The following is a 15,853-nucleotide window of genomic DNA, read 5'->3' on the forward strand; positions in this document are numbered from 1 at the left end:
TGGCTCTTTCTTCGTCGCTGCACGCGAAAGGTGCGGCATGTATTAAGCTTGCGGCTGGACAGGTGGTGCAAGAACCGCCTTGCGGGACAGGTTCACACGACCCTGAGCGTCGATCTCGGTCACCTTAACCGTAATCTGATCTCCGATCTTCACGACGTCCTCGACCTTCGCTACGCGCTCTGTGGACAGCTGGGAAATATGAACTAATCCATCCTTACCCGGCAAAAGCTCTACGAATGCGCCGAACTTCTCGATGCGGCGAACCGTACCCAGATACGTCTCGCCCACGATCACCTCGCGCACGATGCCCTCGATAATTTGACGCGCCTTCTCGTTCATCTCGCTGTTGGAGGAAGCGATGAATACGCGGCCATCCTGCTCGATGTCGATCTTAACGCCCGTCTCTTCAATGATCTTGTTAATGATCTTGCCGCCTGCGCCGATGACATCGCGAATTTTGTCCGGATTAATCTGCATGGTGACAATCTTAGGCGCATATTGGGAGAGCTCCTTCTTCGGCTCGGAGATGCGCTCCATCATTTTACCCAGAATGTGCATACGACCCTTCTTCGCCTGTTCGAGCGATTGGCTCAGTATGCTGCGATCGATGCCGTCGATCTTAATGTCCATCTGCAGCGCCGTGATGCCCTTCTCCGTACCCGCTACCTTGAAGTCCATGTCACCGAGATGGTCTTCCATACCTTGAATATCGGTCAAGATGGAGAAATGCTCGCCGTCCTTAATGAGACCCATCGCTACGCCGGCTACCGGAGCCTTGATCGGAACGCCTGCGTCCATCATCGCCAGTGTGCTCGCGCAAATACTCGCCTGCGATGTCGATCCGTTCGATTCGAGCACCTCAGATACAAGACGAATTGTGTATGGGAACGACGTCTCGTCCGGAATGACAGCTTCCAGCGCGCGCTCGCCGAGTGCACCGTGACCAATCTCGCGGCGGCCTGGAGGACGGAGCGGTCTTGCCTCACCTACGCTGAACGGCGGGAAGTTATAATGATGCATGAAGCGCTTCGACTCCTCGAGATCGATACCATCGAGAATCTGCACATCACCGAGCGCACCAAGTGTACAAATCGACAGCGCCTGCGTCTGACCGCGTGTGAACAAGCCGGAGCCGTGTGTGCGCGGCAGCAGGTTGATGTCGCATTCGATTGGGCGAATTTCGTCGAGTCCGCGGCCGTCCGGACGCACCTTGTCATGCGTAATGAGGCGGCGAACCTCTTCCTTCACGATGTCATAGAGCGTTTCCTTCACATCGTCCATCTTATCTGGCGTTTCCGCGTAAACGGCGATGAAGTGCTCCTTCGCTTCCGCATTAACTGCATCAATGGCGTCTTGTCTCGCGTGCTTCTCCGGAATTTTCACCGCTTCGACTAATTTCGCTTGGGCGAAATCGCGAACAGCGCGGCTTACCTCAGCATCCACCTCATGAAGCTTCACTTCCATCTTCGGCTTGCCAGCAGCGGCAACGAGCTCTTCCTGCGTCGCGACGATTTTGCGAATCTCGTCATGACCGAACATGATTGCCTCAAGCATCACTTCCTCCGACACTTCGTCAGAGCCGGCTTCAACCATCATAATCGCATCCTTCGTACCTGCAACGACGAGATGGATGTCGCTCTTCTCCGCCTGGGCAAGCGTCGGGTTAATGACGAACTGACCGTCCACCCGACCGACGATGACGCCGCCTACCGGTCCGTTGAATGGCACATCGGAGATGCTAAGAGCAGCAGACGTACCGATCATAGCTGCCATCTCCGGAGAGCAATCCTGATCTACGCTCATGACGATCGCTACGATCTGTACATCGTTGCGGAACCCTTCCGGGAACAACGGACGAATCGGACGATCTGTCAGTCGGCTGGCAAGAATCGCCTTCTCGCTCGGACGCCCTTCACGCTTGATGAAGCCACCCGGAATTTTACCTACGGAATATAGACGCTCCTCGTAATTCACGGTGAGCGGGAAGAAGTCGAGATCCTTCGGCTCCGCTGAAGCGGTAACCGTACACAGCACCACCGTATCGCCGTACTTGGCCACAACTGCGCCGTTCGCTTGCTTGGCGAGTCTGCCCGTTTCCAGAATAAGCGGTCTGCCGCCCATATCCATCTGTACTCTGCTTTCCATATACAACCTCCTATTGTCGCGTTTCGTTCGGCTGCGTGCTACTAGTCACGCTTCATGCTTATACGTATGTATAGAACGTACGCTCGGGACTAAATAATTATCATTCTGCATGATGGTTAGTATTTCCTGCTTATCGCCAAAACATTAGCGAAAAAAAGCAACCCCGAATCCCGGGAGCGCCCAATGTTGTTGTAGCGTCTCCAAGGACCTGCGTGGTTGCTTTTAATTGTGTCCGCTATACCTTAACGGCGAAGTCCGAGCTTCGCGATCAGTGCACTGTAGCGCTGAACGTCCTTATCCTTCAGGTACGTCAGAAGCTTACGGCGTTGGCCGACCATCTTCAGAAGTCCGCGACGCGAATGATGATCCTTCTTGTGCGTCTTCAGGTGACCTGTCAAGTTCACGATGTTCTCAGTCAAGATCGCGATCTGAACTTCAGGGGATCCTGTGTCGCTCTCATGCGTCTTGTGTGTTTGAATCAATTCCTGCTTGCGCTCTTGTGTCAATGCCATGGTTGATTCCACCTCCATATGGGTTATAATCTCCTGCAGCCCAGATACCGTCGGAGAGTCGGTTCTCCACGCTGCGGATATGATACTGCGAAGGGACAAGCCTATTCAGCAAGCTCCTAGCTTCGACAGCTTTCACAGTATAACATAAAGGAATGCTAAAAGTAAAATACGATTCGAAATAAAAGCTTCATACAAGCAGCTGTCTAGCCAGCTCGGCATCAACCTTGATTCGATCGACCAGCTCTTGTACCGACGCAAACTTACGTTCCGAACGAATGAAGTCGATCAGTTCTACGCGGACCGTCTCCCCGTAGATCTGCTCCTCGAAGTCGAACAGGTGCGCCTCCAGTGACGGGACGAGTCCATCGGAGAAGGTCGGCTTCACGCCTACGTTCATGACACCGCCATACGTTCCCCCGCGCACATGGGCTCGCACGGCATAGACGCCATTCGCCGGACGCACGTATGGGTCCTTCAAGCTGATGTTCGCCGTTGGGAATCCGATCGTTCGGCCGCGGGCGTCTCCGTGCACCACCTCACCTGAGAGCGTGTAGGGACGACCGAGTAGCTCGGCTGCCTCCTTGGCTTGTCCCTCCTGCAGCAGTCTACGGATACGGGTACTGCTCACCTTCTCCCCGTGCAGCTGATACGGACGCACGATCTCAACGGCGAAGCGGCCTCTCGCGAGCTCGCACAGCGTATCCGGTGTTCCCGCCCCCTTATGCCCGAAGGTGAAGTCGAAGCCGACGAACACCGTGTGAAGCTGGAGCGGCATCAGCATGTTTTCGACAAAATGCTCAGGGCTCACTCGCATGAACGACTCGCTGAACGCGGTCACATACGTTCGGTCAACGCCGATACGGGAGAATGCCTCACACTTCGCTTCTAACGGTGTGAGGAGATGGACGTACGTCTCCATCCCAAGCAGCTGCCTCGGATGTGGATGGAACGTCATGATCGCGCTTGCCGCCTGCATCTCTCTGCTTCGCTGAACAGCTCGGCCAATCACTTCTTGATGACCGAGGTGCACCCCATCGAAGTCACCGATCGCCAGCACCTGCAGCTGATTCACGATTGCTTGCTGCGGCTGGGTAGGATATGTTAAGAAGATCGTCTGCATGTTGGGGTGATCACCTACTCTTCTCATCCGCTTGCGATAACACCTTCACCGGCTCAAGCACGGATGCCGCTTGATTCCATTCAAAGATGCCGACGATACGCTCAGCACCTTGCGCCTGATCCCGATCATAGGCGGCAATTTGGCTGTTCAATGGCGGCTCCAGCTTGTCCACCTGCGACTTCTGGGCTTCATTAAGCCGCACCTTCTGGCCAAGCTTCGCCTTAGCTGCCTGCTCCGGCTCCAGTGTTACATACGGCAGATGCCGAAGAGCCTCCTCAACGGAAACGAGTCTCGACTCAAGAGCGCCTTGGTCAACGAGCTCCTGCACCTGCTCGAGCGTAAGACAGCGATCAGGAGTCAGGTTCCCTGTTGACGTTCGAACGAGCTCCGCCATCACAGCCGGTACGCCGAGCGCCTTGCCGATGTCAACGCACAGCGTACGTATGTACGTTCCCTTGGAGCATAGCGCACGAAAGCGTATCATCGGATGCTCGCCGCTCCAGTCCGTCTCCAGCACCTCGAGCTTATAGATCGTCACCGCTCGTGACTTCCGCTCAACCTCCGCACCTTGTCTAGCCAGCTCATACAGACGCTTGCCATCCACCTTGACGGCCGAATACATCGGCGGAACCTGTTCGATCTCGCCGACGAAGCGCAAGGCTGCTTCCATCGCCTGCTCAGGGGACAGGAGCTCACGCACGTTGTCCATCGAAGCGACCACCGTACCGGTCAAGTCCTCCGTATCCGTCGCTAGTCCAAGCTTTAGAACCGCCTCATATTCCTTGGGTAAATCTTGTATATACTCGACAATACGCGTTGCTTTCCCTATACATAACGGAAGCACGCCCGTCACTTGAGGATCGAGCGTGCCTGTATGTCCTATACGCTTGATCTTAAGCATTCGCCGCACCTTGGCTACAACGTCGTGCGACGTGAAGCCCTTCGGCTTCCAAATCGGCAATACACCTTCTATCGTCATGACAGCGCCAGCCCTACTTCCTTCACGACTTGCTCAATCGCTTCAGCAAGCGTCCCTTCGATCGTACAGCCCGAGGCGAGTACGTGTCCGCCGCCGCCGAACCGCTGCGCGATCTCGGCTACGTTCGCCCGACCACCGGAGCGAAAGCTCACCTTCACGACACCTGGCTTCTTCTCCTTAAACAGCAAGCCGACCTCGACACCTTCGACGTTGCGTGCATAATTGACCAGACCGTCTGTGTCCTCACTCGAGGCGTTCGAGGCAGCCATATCGTGTGTCGATATAGACAGCCAAGCGATCCGCTTATCCGGCGAGAACGACAGCGTGTTCAGGCTCGACTTTAACAGTGACACCTGCGGATACGTCAACGTCTCCAACAGTTTCTCTGCAAGCTCATGACCACGAACACCGCGCGCCAGCATATCAGCTGCGATCTGCAGCACCTTCGGTGACGTATTCGGGTATCTGAAGCCTCCAGTATCCGTCAACAGTCCCGAGTAGATACATACGTTCAGCTCATCGCTGAATACAAGACCGAGCTCCTTAGCCAGATCGTACAGCACCTCGACCGTAGCCGCGGCGTCGCTGCGTACAAGATTAACATGCCCGTACAAGTCGTTCGTTGCATGATGATCAATATTCAACAGCTGCACATCTTCGCTGAAGCATGTATGTACACGACCGAACCGTTCGTAATCGGCACAATCAACACATATGACACGGTTGAATGAGCGATCAAGCACATCCTGCTCCTGATTGACGATCGGCAAACCACCTGCCATATACAAGAACTTGTCTGGCATGCGCCCTTCATTGATCAACGTAAACCGCTTACGCAAAGCCGTTAGCATCCAAGCGACACCGAACGTCGAGCCTGCGGCGTCCCCATCCGGCTGGATGTGGGACACCACCAGGAAATCGTCGTTCGTGCGAATGAACTCGGCTGCCGCGCTAAGCTGAACAGCGTAGCTCATTTCGCTCATACGCCAGCATTCTCCTCATTGATTTGATGGAGAAGCTTTTCAATTTTGGAGCCATAATCGATAGAAACGTCGAACTTGAACAAGATCTCAGGAACTTTACGCATCCGAATTCGTTTGCCGAGCTCAGCACGGATGAAGCCTCTGCTGCGGCCAAGCGCCTTCAACGTTTCCTCTCTCTGCTCATCGCTACCTAATACGCTTAGGAACACCTTCGCTTGGGAGAAATCGTTCGTGACATCGACACCGGTTACCGTAATGAAACCGATTCGCGGGTCCTTCAGTTCGGATTGAATGATTTGGCTGATTTCCTTCTTAATCTGCTCGCCGACTCTTCCTACGCGAACTTTAGCCATAGCGGATCACCTCTCTACAGTTTCCATGACGAACGCTTCAATGATGTCTCCCTCTTTAATATCGTTGAATTTGTCAATGGATATACCGCACTCATAGCCTTGCGCGACTTCCTTCGCATCGTCCTTGAAGCGCTTGAGGGAGTCAATCTTACCCGTGAAGACGACGATACCGCTGCGAATGACACGCACTTCTGCACTGCGAGTCACTTTACCATTCGTGATCATGCAGCCTGCGATCGTGCCGACCTTAGTAACCTTGAAGACGTTACGCACTTCGGCCTGACCGAGGACCACTTCCTTGAACGTAGGATCCAACAGACCCTTCATCGCCGCTTCGATCTCTTCCATAACTTTATAAATAATGCTGTGCAGTCGAATGTCGACCTTCTCTTGATCAGCCGTGTTCTTCGCTTGAGGCTCTGGACGCACGTTGAAGCCGATGACGATCGCATTCGAGGCTGAAGCCAAAATAACATCGGATTCCGTAATCGCACCTACGCCGCTGAGCAAGATCTTGACCCGTGCACCTTCGACATCGATCTTCTCGAGCGAGCCCTTCAGCGCCTCGGCAGAGCCCTGTACGTCGGACTTAATGATCACGTTCAGATCCTTAATCTCGCCTTCCTTGATCTGCTTATACAGATCGTCCAGCGTAACGCGGCTGTTCGCACCCATCTCGGCCTGGCGCAACGTCACGCTGCGTCGTTCGGCAATCGCTCTTGCCTTGCGCTCATCCTCGAACACGAGGAACGGGTCACCGGCCTGAGGCACCTCGGTAAGACCTGTAATCTCCACCGGTGTGGAAGGTCCGGCTTCCTTCAGACGCTTACCCTTGTCGTTGACCATCGCACGTACGCGGCCAAAGTGAACACCAGCTACGAAGCTGTCGCCTACAGACAATGTACCGTGCTGGATGAGCACGCGCGCTACTGGACCTTTACCCTTATCGAGCTCGGCCTCAATAACCGTACCACGCGCACGCTTGTTCGGGTTCGCCTTGTATTCCTGAACCTCGGCTACGAGAAGAATCATGTCGAGCAGATTCTCAAGTCCGATCCGCTGCTTCGCCGAGATGTTGCAGAAGATCGTATCTCCGCCCCACTCTTCTGGCACAAGCTCGAACTTGGTCAACTCTTGCTTAATGGTATCCGGGTTCGCATCTGGCTTATCAATTTTGTTGACGGCCACAATGATTGGTACCTTGGCAGCCTTCGCATGCGCGATTGCTTCTACCGTCTGAGGCATAACGCCGTCATCCGCTGCTACAACGATAATCGTAATATCTGTAACCTGTGCACCGCGGGCACGCATCGAGGTGAACGCTTCGTGACCTGGTGTATCGAGGAACGTAATCTTCTTGCCATGCGTCTCGACCTGGTAAGCACCGATGTGCTGCGTAATACCGCCTGCTTCGCCTTCTGTCACATTCGTCTTACGGATGGCATCGAGAAGCGTCGTTTTACCGTGGTCAACGTGACCCATGATCGTCACAACTGGCGGACGCTCCATCAGATCGGCGTCTTCATCCTTCTCTTCAATCAGCTCGAAGTTGTCTTCCTCGACCGGAATTTTCAGCTCAACCTCGACACCATAATCCGATGCAAGAAGCTGAATCGCATCCAGATCAAGCTCTTGGTTAATCGTCGCCATGACGCCGAGGAACAACAGCTTCTTAATAACCTCGGAAGCGTCTTTATGGAGAGACTTGGCGAGCTCGCCTACTGTCATCGTACCGCGAACAATGATCTTCTTCGGCGTGTTGTCGATCTTCGGCTTCGGCGCTTCTTGGCCGCGTCCCTTCTGGAACTTGCCGCCACGACTGTTGCCCTGATACTTGCCGCCCGGCTTATTATCATCAAACCGCTTCGCGCCCGGCTTCGATCTCTTCAGACCCTTGTTCTTCGAATCGTCACCGTCAACATCAACCGTCGTCGGCTTAGGAGGAGCTGCTTGACGTGCATTGAAGTCTCTGCGATCGCCACGCTGACTTGTACTCTGGAAGCTGCTTGCGCCTTGACCGCCGCTGCGCTGTCCGCCCTGACCGCCACTCTGACCGCCAGTGCGTTGGCCACCCTGACCGCCACCTTGGCCGCCACTACGGTTACCACCCTGGTAGCCGCCGCCTTGACCGCCGCTGCGCTGTCCGCCCTGGTAGCCGCCGCCTTGACCGCCACTGCGCTGTCCGCCCTGACCGCCACCTTGGCCGCCCTGATAGCCGCCGCCTTGACCACCACTGCGCTGGCCGCCCTGATAGCCGCCGCCTTGACCGCCGCTGCGCTGGCCACCCTGGTAGCCACCGCCTTGACCGCCGCTGCGCTGTCCGCCCTGGTAGCCACCGCCTTGACCACCGCTGCGCTGTCCGCCTTGACCACCATCACGGTTGCCACCCTGGTAACCGCCGCCTTGACCGCCGCTACGCTGGCCACCCTGGTAGCCACCGCCTTGACCGCCACTGCGGTTGCCCTGGTAGCCACCGCCTTGACCACCGCTGCGCTGTCCGCCCTGATAGCCGCCACTGCGCTGTCCGCCTTGACCACCTTCGCGGTTGCCACCGCCCTGGTAGCCGCCGCCTTGACCGCCTTGTGCGGCTTGACCAGCTTCACTGTTGCTGTTCTGACGTTGCTCACCGTCTCCGTCGCTGCGCTGAGGTCTGGCGCCTTGCTCGCCGCTTCGACCGCTAGAAGGCTGAGCTTGCTGAGCCGATGGCTGACGCTGCTCCGGTCTAGGTTGAACAGCTACTGTTTGTTGTCTGGATTCAGGCTTATCGGACGGCTTACCGCTTTGACCGGCGCCGCTGTCTCTTTTTGCCGCTGCATTTGCTTTAATATCTTTAAAAAACTTTTCCACTTTGTTCACCGCATCGTTCTCCATTACGCTCATATGATTGTTAACTGGTACACCCATTTTCTTCATTATAGTAATGATCTCTTTACTGCTCATATTTAACGACTTTGCGTATTCATACACTCTGAGTTTATCTTTATTATTGTCTTGTTTTGTCAATACTGGCCACCTCCAGGCTTACTTTAAGGCTTCACTAGCAATCGCGCGAATCCCGCATCGGTTACGGCAATCACGACTCGCGACTCTTTCCCGATACTGGCTCCGAGCTGTTCCCGGGAACCGTACTGATGAATAGGAACCTGATAATGAATGCATTTATCATTAACCTTCTTCAAGGTGTTGGCGGACGCATCCTCGGATACGATCACAAGCTTGGCGTCACCGGTACGAACCGCATCGATCACCATTTCTTCACCCGTTAATACTTTACCCGCTCGCATCGCCAAGCCTAGATTGGAATAAAAACGTTCATTCATCATCGTCACCCGCCGCATCCTTGGCAGCTATGAAATCATCTTCAACCTTAATGAAATCGTGCTCCAGCGTATCATAAATGTCGGGGCTGACCTGCGACTTCAGCGCCCTATCCAATGCTCTAGACTTCTTAGCAAGCTTAAAGCAGGAAAGCTTGCCGCACAAATAAGCGCCGCGTCCCGCCTTCTTGCCGGTCAAATCGATCAGCAGCTCATCATTCGGCGTCTTCACGACTCGGATAAGCTCTCGCTTTGACATCATCTGCTGGCAGGCGACACATTTGCGAAGCGGCGTTTTTCTCGGCTTCATCACTTCACTCGCCTCCTATCGCTCTATGCGGCGAAGAGCATCTAGTCGATGCTGACGGAATCCTGATGCATCTCTTCAGACTCCGTCCGCGGCCTGCCGTACTCCTGCTCAGCCTGTGTCTCGCTCTTGATGTCGATCTTCCAGCCCGTCAGCTTGGCAGCCAGTCTGGCGTTCTGACCCTTGATACCAATCGCAAGGGACAACTGGTAATCCGGCACAATGACACGAGCCATCTTCTCGGCCTCAAACACCTGTACCTCGATCACCTTCGACGGACTGAGCGCATTCGCAACGTACTCGTCAACGTTCTCCACCCAGCGTACGATGTCGATCTTCTCGCCCTTCAGCTCGTTAACGATCGTCTGAACACGCATTCCTTTCGGACCGACACAGGAGCCGACCGGATCAACCTCAGCATTGCGAGAGTACACGGCAATCTTAGAGCGGAAGCCTGCTTCGCGAGCCACGGAGCGAATTTCGACGACGCCTTGGAATATTTCAGGCACCTCGAGCTCGAACAGTCGCTTCAGCAGCCCAGGATGCGTGCGGGACAGTATGATTTGCGGCCCCTTCGTCGTATTCTCGACCTTCGTAATATACGCCTTTACGCGATCGCCTTGCTTAAACTTATCGGTAGGCATCATCTCGGTGATCGGCATCGCCGCCTCGATCTTCCCCAGATCGATGTACAGGTTGCGCTGATCTTGACGCTGTACGATACCGGTTACGATATCTTCCTCTTTGTCCACGTAAGCGTTATAGATGAGCCCCCGCTCCGCCTCGCGTATACGCTGAGTCACGACCTGCTTCGCCGTCTGCGCAGCAATTCGTCCGAAGTCGCGAGGTGTTACCTCGATCTCGACGATATCGTTCATTTGATAATTTTGATTAATTTCGCGCGCTGCATACAGAGAAATTTCGAGCCGCGGATCCAGCACCTCGTCCACTACCGCCTTGCGCGCGTATACTTTAATCAAACCGGTGTGCCGGTTGATGTCCACACGCACGTTCTGTGCGGTATTGAAATTGCGCTTGTAGCTGGAGATGAGCGCCGCTTCGATCGCGTCGATCAGAATATCCTTCGCGATTCCTTTCTCCCGCTCGATTTCGTGCAGTGCTTCGATAAAGTCCATGTTCATTAGAATGAAGCTCCTCCTCTCATAAACTGCAAAGCCGCCGCAAGCGGCTGTCGTGCTAGAACACGATGGCAAGCCTTGCGCTTGCTACCTTGTCATACGGAATGCGATGCGTCTTCTTCGCAATCTGCACCTCAAGGGTCTCTTCGTCGAACGATTCCAGCGTCCCCTCGAATTCCTTCAGACCGTCGAACGGCTCATAGGTTGTAATGAACACATGCTGTCCTACCGCGCGGGTGAAGTCCTGAGCCTTCTTGAGCGGACGCTCTGCTCCAGGAGACGATACTTCTAGGAAATAAGCGTCAGGTATCGGATCCGTCTCATCCAGCTTGTTGCTCAAGTACTCGCTGATGCGGCCGCAATCGTCAATATCGATGCCGCCTTCCTTATCACAATACACCCGAAGAAACCAATTTTTGCCTTCTTTCACATATTCGACATCGACCAGCTCGAACTGATTCTCTTCCAAGAAAGGACGGATCAGCGCTTCGACCGTCGATTTGATTTGAGCGATACTCAACCTTAGATTCCTCCTGTCAACCTTCACTTAAGGCGGTAAAACCCTCATACAAAATGTAAAGAGTGGGTTTCCCCACTCTCTTAGTTAGAGATATAGCACTGTTACTGTAGCAGATTATACCATAGATGAATGTAAAATTGCAACCGAGTCAAAATAGCGACAGCTGGTTCGTCTCTGGAAGACCGCGGAAGCAGCCCATGCTAGAAAGCAGCTCTACGATCGTCTTCGACGCCTTGCTGCGAGTCTGGAAATCTTCAACAGACAAGTACGGCGCGCCCTCACGCGAGGCCGCAATATTGCGCGCCGCGTTATCTCCAATACCTGCTATGGCGGCGAATGGAGGGATTAGCGCGTCGTCTTCGATAATAAACTTCGTCGCGTCGGACTTGTATAAGTCGATCGGCTTGAAGGAGAAGCCGCGCGCGGTCATCTCCAGCGCCATCTCGAGAATCGAGATCATGTTCTTCTCCTTCGGCAGCGCCTGGAAGCCCTTCTCCTCAATCTCGATCAAGCGGCGAAGAATCGCATCGTAGCCTTGGCACAGCAGCTCAAGCTCGAAGTCGGAGGCGCGAACGGTAAAGTACGTCGCATAATACGCGATTGGATGGTACAGCTTGAAGTACGCGGTACGAACAGCCGAGATGACATAAGCGGAGGCATGCGCCTTCGGGAACATGTATTCGATCTTCTCGCACGAATCAATGTACCATTGCGGCACATTGTGCTTCTTCATGTCTTCCTTCCATTCCTCGGTCAGACCTTTACCTTTACGCACGCTCTCTGTAATTTTGAACGCGAGACCCGCATCCATGCCCGCCTTATAGATGAGATATAGCATGATGTCGTCGCGGCACCCGATAACTGTCTTGATCGTACAGATGCCCTTCTTGATCAGCTCTTGCGCGTTGCCGAGCCATACGCCCGTTCCGTGAGACAGACCCGAGATCTGCAGCAGGTCGGCGAAGCTCGATGGCTTCGCTTCCTCCAGCATTTGGCGTACGAACTTCGTCCCCATTTCCGGCACACCATACGTTGCCACCGGCGTTCGAATCTTCTCCGGCGATACGCCAAGCGCATCCACCGAGTTGAACATACTCATCACCTTCGGGTCGTTCATCGGTATCGTCGTCGGATCGACGCCCGTCAAGTCCTGCAGCATCCGCATCATCGTCGGGTCATCGTGTCCGAGTATATCAAGCTTGAGCAGGTTCGCATCGAAGGCGTGATAGTCGAAGTGGGTCGTCTTCCACTCCGCGTTCGTATCGTCGGCCGGATATTGAACCGGCGTAATGTCATTCACGTCAATGTAGTCCGGTACGACGACGATACCGCCGGGATGCTGGCCCGTACTCCGCTTGACGCCTGTACAGCCGAGCGCAAGACGGCTGAGCTCCGCTCCTCGCCACTTCTTGCCTTGATCCTCCTCGTACTTCTTCACGAAGCCGTATGCCGTCTTCTCGGCAACGGTGCCGATCGTACCTGCACGGAAGACGTGCTTCTCCCCGAACAGCACCTTCGTATAATTGTGCGCATGCGGCTGATACTCACCGGAGAAGTTCAAGTCGATATCGGGAACCTTGTCCCCCTTGAAGCCGAGGAACGTCTCGAACGGAATATCTTGACCTTCTCCCTTCAGCTTCGCGCCACACCTCGGACAATTCTTGTCTGGAAGGTCGAAGCCGGAAGGCATCGAGCCGTCCAGAATCCACTCGCTGTACTGGCATGTGCACAAGTAATGCGGAGGCAGCGGATTGACCTCAGAGATGCCGAGGAACGTGGCGACAATAGACGAGCCGACGGAGCCACGGGAGCCGACGAGGTAGCCGTCCTCGTTCGACTTTTTGACCAGACGCTCGGAGATGAGGTAGTTCGCTGAGAAGCCATACTTGATAATCGGGATGAGCTCCTTCTCGAGTCGCGCAGTGACGACCTCAGGGATCGGCTCCCCGTACATACGCCGGGCCGTCTCGTAGCACTTGTCGCGAATCTCATCATCGGCCCCTTCGATAATCGGTGTGAATAGCTTCGTCGGGAACAGCTCGAGCTCCTCGAATCGGTCGGCCAGCTCCTGCGTATTGCGAACAACGACCTCTAGAGCCGTCTCCTTACCGAGAAAATCGAACTCCGCCAGCATTTCCTTCGTCGTACGGAAGTGAACATCGGGCTTGCGGATGTCCTTCAGCGGACTGAACCCGGTAATGCCGTGTATCGTAATGTCTCTGCTGATCTTGTCGCGCGGGTTCAAATAATGAACGTTGCCGGTAGCAATGACCGGCTTGCCGAGCTTACGCCCAAGCTCAACGATTCGCCGCGTTGCGTCCTCTAGCTGCGCGGGGCTTGCGACCAGCCCCTTCTCGACCAGGTGCATGTTGTTGCCCGTCGGCTGAATCTCCAGCACATCGTAGAAGGCAGCGACCGCCTCCGCCTCATCGATCGACTTGTTGAGCACCGTCTCGAACAGCTCGCCCTTCTCGCACCCTGATACGATGAGCAGCCCTTCCCGCAGCTCAATCAGCTTGCTGCGCGGTATACACGGCACGCGATGGAAATATTCGGTATGGGATAGGGATACGAGCGTGTACAAGTTTTTCTTACCGACCATATCGAGCGCATAGATGCAGCAATGGAACGGCCGCTGAGTCGCCAAGCTTCTGGCGTTCTCATCGTTCAGCTTATCGAGCTGGGTGTAGCCGCGGTCGGCCGCCTCCTTCAGCATATGGAACAGCACATAACCGAGCGCAATCGAATCGTCAATCGCACGGTGATGATTATCGAGACTAACCTTGAACTTGTCGGTAAGCGTGTTGAGGCGGTGATTCTTCATCGTCGGATACAGCAACCGTGCCAGCTCCAGCGTGTCGAGCACCGCGTTCTGCGGCTCTGCAATGCCAAGTCGTCGGCAGTTCGCTTGAATGAAGCCCGTATCGAAGCGGGCATTATGGGCGACGAGCACGGCATCCCCGACGAATTCGAGAAATTTCGGCAGCATCTCCTCGAGCTCTGGCGCACCGCGCACCATATCGTCCGTAATGTTCGTCAGCTGCTGAATGTTGTACGGAATACGCTCATGCGGATCGATGAAGGTGGCGAATCGGTCGATCTCCTTGCCTTCCTTCATCTTGACGCCTGCGAGCTCGATAATTTTGTTATTCGTGACTGATAAGCCGGTCGTCTCGATGTCGAATACGACATACTCAGCGTCAGCCAGCGAGACTGACGTACCATTCATAACCACCTTCATTGAGTCGTCGATGACATTCGCCTCAACACCATAGATCATCTTAATACCATTCTTCTTCGACGCCTTGTACGCTTCCGGGAAGCTCTGCACGCCGCCGTGATCCGTCACAGCGATCGCCTTATGCCCCCACTTGGCCGCCATCTTAATATATTGATCGACAGGCGTAATCCCGTCCATTGTGCTCATCGTCGTATGAAGATGGAACTCTACTCTCTTCTCCTCCGCGTCGTCCTTGCGTTCTGGAGGCGCCATCATTTCATTCACATCGTTCGGAATCATGACGAGCTCAGGCACCTGCATGAATCGGTCGTATTCCACCCGCCCGCGCAGCTTCAGCCATGTCCCGTTCTTGATCAGACTGTAGATCTTCACATCTTCCTTCGTCTTCGCGAACGCCTTCACCATCATGGAATCGGAGAAATCGGTCACATTGAACGTAAACAGAGTGCTGCCGTTCCGCAGCTCCTTCACCTCGAGACCGAATACAGAGCCTTGAATCGTCACCTTCTTCTCCTCATCCTGTACGCTCTGAAGCGGGACGGCTGGCTCCTTGATGTCGTAGCCAACCATCAGCTTGACCTCGCCCTCCGGCACAGCAGCGGCAGCTGCCTCTTCAGCCTCGACAGCGGTCAGGATGACGCTCGTTACTTCCTTCTGCTCCTGCTCGATCTGCTTCGTGAACTTCTCGAGCTCCTCCTTGCGCGATTCGATGAGCGCATACTTCACATGCAGCTCAACACCGAAGAAGCCTGTGAAGTAGTTGCGGATCCACTCCGCAATGTTCTTCTTCTTCGCCAGCTCAAGTCCAATACTGTCCAATAGATACAGCGTCAGCACATTACCTGAGACGTCGATCTTCGCCTTCGTCATCCAGCCGTTAATCGAAGCGGCCTCGCGCTGCACCCACTCCAAAAACATACTCCAATATTCGTCCGCGACTTCCTTCGGATTCACATCCGACGTATATTGCAGCACGAAGCGAATCGCAGCAATATGCGCGAACTTGTCGCGGATCATTTTGCAGAAGGTCCGATACACGTCGCACGGCACGACCTGTGTCTTCACAATATAGAACGTCCACTCGCTGTTGCGGCGACTCGTCTCTACCTTATCGATATAGCCATCGGCGAAAAACTGACGAACGACCTCAGACGGAACGCTGGCCTGTTGCATCAGCATCTCGAACCGATCGCGCTTGGAAGCTGTACTGCTACTGCTCATGCTGTTCCTCCCCTGT

12 protein-coding genes are annotated in these 15,853 nt (G+C 54.7%); all 12 read right to left on the minus strand.

Annotated elements, in window-relative coordinates; genetic code table 11:
- Positions 1-42: 42 nt before the first annotated feature.
- Complete coding sequence (pnp, locus tag PAE68_RS13165) at positions 43-2,145, minus strand: polyribonucleotide nucleotidyltransferase (protein WP_281887558.1); 2,103 nt, start codon at positions 2,143-2,145, stop codon at positions 43-45.
- Between the two features lie 242 nt (positions 2,146-2,387).
- On the minus strand, positions 2,388-2,657 hold the full coding sequence (gene rpsO, locus PAE68_RS13170) for a 30S ribosomal protein S15 (RefSeq protein WP_281887559.1): 270 nt from the start codon (positions 2,655-2,657) through the stop codon (positions 2,388-2,390).
- Between the two features lie 187 nt (positions 2,658-2,844).
- The gene (locus PAE68_RS13175) at positions 2,845-3,777 is read right to left on the minus strand and encodes a bifunctional riboflavin kinase/FAD synthetase (protein WP_281891059.1); all 933 of its coding nucleotides are present in this window, start codon (positions 3,775-3,777) and stop codon (positions 2,845-2,847) included.
- A gap of 10 nt (positions 3,778-3,787) precedes the next feature.
- Entirely contained in the window at positions 3,788-4,756 is a 969-nt protein-coding gene (truB, locus tag PAE68_RS13180) for a tRNA pseudouridine(55) synthase TruB (RefSeq protein ID WP_281887560.1), read from the minus strand.
- Entirely contained in the window at positions 4,753-5,739 is a 987-nt protein-coding gene (locus tag PAE68_RS13185) for a DHH family phosphoesterase (RefSeq protein ID WP_281887561.1), read from the minus strand. The genes truB and PAE68_RS13185 overlap by 4 nt, the downstream gene beginning before the upstream one ends.
- Entirely contained in the window at positions 5,736-6,092 is a 357-nt protein-coding gene (rbfA, locus tag PAE68_RS13190) for a 30S ribosome-binding factor RbfA (protein WP_281887562.1), read from the minus strand. The genes PAE68_RS13185 and rbfA overlap by 4 nt, the downstream gene beginning before the upstream one ends.
- Before the next feature lie 6 nt (positions 6,093-6,098).
- Positions 6,099-9,095, minus strand: coding sequence for a translation initiation factor IF-2 (infB, locus tag PAE68_RS13195; protein ID WP_281887563.1), 2,997 nt, complete (start codon positions 9,093-9,095; stop codon positions 6,099-6,101).
- A gap of 23 nt (positions 9,096-9,118) precedes the next feature.
- A complete protein-coding gene (locus PAE68_RS13200) occupies positions 9,119-9,415 on the minus strand; it encodes a YlxQ family RNA-binding protein (RefSeq protein ID WP_281887564.1) in 297 nt (98 codons plus the stop codon).
- A complete protein-coding gene (gene rnpM / locus PAE68_RS13205) occupies positions 9,405-9,719 on the minus strand; it encodes an RNase P modulator RnpM (protein WP_281887565.1) in 315 nt (104 codons plus the stop codon). The genes PAE68_RS13200 and rnpM overlap by 11 nt, the downstream gene beginning before the upstream one ends.
- Positions 9,720-9,760: 41 nt before the next feature.
- On the minus strand, positions 9,761-10,858 hold the full coding sequence (gene nusA / locus PAE68_RS13210) for a transcription termination factor NusA (protein WP_281887566.1): 1,098 nt from the start codon (positions 10,856-10,858) through the stop codon (positions 9,761-9,763).
- Positions 10,859-10,913: 55 nt separating this feature from the next.
- Entirely contained in the window at positions 10,914-11,375 is a 462-nt protein-coding gene (gene rimP, locus PAE68_RS13215; RefSeq protein WP_281887567.1) for a ribosome maturation factor RimP, read from the minus strand.
- 148 nt (positions 11,376-11,523) lie between these two features.
- On the minus strand, positions 11,524-15,837 hold the full coding sequence (locus tag PAE68_RS13220; RefSeq protein WP_281887568.1) for a PolC-type DNA polymerase III: 4,314 nt from the start codon (positions 15,835-15,837) through the stop codon (positions 11,524-11,526).
- Positions 15,838-15,853 lie beyond the last annotated feature (16 nt).

The organism is Paenibacillus sp. YYML68, from assembly GCF_027923405.1.
Classification (GTDB): domain Bacteria; phylum Bacillota; class Bacilli; order Paenibacillales; family NBRC-103111; genus Paenibacillus_G.

Bases quoted from the DNA above. Each gene is read 5' to 3' on its own strand.
- pnp (WP_281887558.1), bottom strand. From the start codon at position 2,145: ATGGAAAGCAGAGTACAGATGGATATGGGCGGCAGACCGCTTATTCTG.
- rpsO (WP_281887559.1), bottom strand. From the start codon at position 2,657: ATGGCATTGACACAAGAGCGCAAGCAGGAATTGATTCAAACACACAAG.
- PAE68_RS13175 (WP_281891059.1), bottom strand. From the start codon at position 3,777: ATGCAGACGATCTTCTTAACATATCCTACCCAGCCGCAGCAAGCAATC.
- truB (WP_281887560.1), bottom strand. From the start codon at position 4,756: ATGACGATAGAAGGTGTATTGCCGATTTGGAAGCCGAAGGGCTTCACG.
- PAE68_RS13185 (WP_281887561.1), bottom strand. From the start codon at position 5,739: ATGAGCGAAATGAGCTACGCTGTTCAGCTTAGCGCGGCAGCCGAGTTC.
- rbfA (WP_281887562.1), bottom strand. From the start codon at position 6,092: ATGGCTAAAGTTCGCGTAGGAAGAGTCGGCGAGCAGATTAAGAAGGAA.
- PAE68_RS13200 (WP_281887564.1), bottom strand. From the start codon at position 9,415: ATGATGAATGAACGTTTTTATTCCAATCTAGGCTTGGCGATGCGAGCG.
- rnpM (WP_281887565.1), bottom strand. From the start codon at position 9,719: ATGAAGCCGAGAAAAACGCCGCTTCGCAAATGTGTCGCCTGCCAGCAG.
- nusA (WP_281887566.1), bottom strand. From the start codon at position 10,858: ATGAACATGGACTTTATCGAAGCACTGCACGAAATCGAGCGGGAGAAA.
- PAE68_RS13220 (WP_281887568.1), bottom strand. From the start codon at position 15,837: ATGAGCAGTAGCAGTACAGCTTCCAAGCGCGATCGGTTCGAGATGCTG.